The organism is Pelagimonas sp. (assembly GCF_050633425.1).
Classification (GTDB): domain Bacteria; phylum Pseudomonadota; class Alphaproteobacteria; order Rhodobacterales; family Rhodobacteraceae; genus Pelagimonas.
On record NZ_JBOEGM010000074.1, the window covers coordinates 1 to 687 of the forward strand.

The following is a 687-nucleotide window of genomic DNA, read 5'->3' on the forward strand; positions in this document are numbered from 1 at the left end:
AGAGCCCAGAGTGACCAATGCTGCGCAATGCACGAGTGTCTGCAAACTGACGAAGAAGCTGGCCGTCTTCGTGGTTTAGGTGTCGTTGAAGGGACGTGAACATGAGCTACGATCTATTAGTCTTTGACCCAGCCGTGGCACCGCGTGAGCGGACGGAATTTATGGTTTGGTATAAGCAGCTCGTAAAGTGGGACGAGGAGAGAGACTACAACTCACCAGAGGGCGTAACGGGCAATCTGCATGACTTTTATGAAAAGTTACGTGAAGAATTTCCACCGATGAATGGTCCTGACGCCTATGACTTTGATCAACTAAGCACGCCACTTCCTGAACCCAAGCCAAAAGGCTTTTTGTCGAAAATATTTACCTCAAAAACTGTCAGTTCTGCTCCTCCGCCAGCGTTCGATGAAGCCTTAGTCACTGATTATTGTATCGCAAAAAATGCCATTTACATGGCGTTTGCTTGGTCGGTCTCAGATCAAGCTTACAACCGCGTGTTCAACACAGCTTTGACAACCGGTGTCGGTTTTTTCGACGTCAGCGCTGACGGTGGTGAGATACTACACGATGCTGGCCAATTTGACGACTTTATGGGGCTTTGATCTAGTCACTTTTGCACACATATAGGTGGGCAGTTTATGCTCAAAGCGATCCTTGCCTTGAATTCAATGAAGGTCCGGAAAGTCC

The 687-nt window shown here is 48.0% G+C and carries 1 protein-coding gene; it reads left to right on the forward strand.

Annotated elements, in window-relative coordinates:
* Positions 1-101: 101 nt before the first annotated feature.
* Positions 102-602 (forward strand): hypothetical protein, encoded by a 501-nt coding sequence (locus ACRBB0_RS27300; protein WP_431377624.1) that lies wholly within the window; start codon positions 102-104, stop codon positions 600-602.
* The last annotated feature ends 85 nt before the right edge of the window (positions 603-687 follow it).

Excerpts from the sequence above, each read along its gene's own strand:
- ACRBB0_RS27300 (WP_431377624.1), top strand. The coding sequence starts at position 102 with ATGAGCTACGATCTATTAGTCTTTGACCCAGCCGTGGCACCGCGTGAG.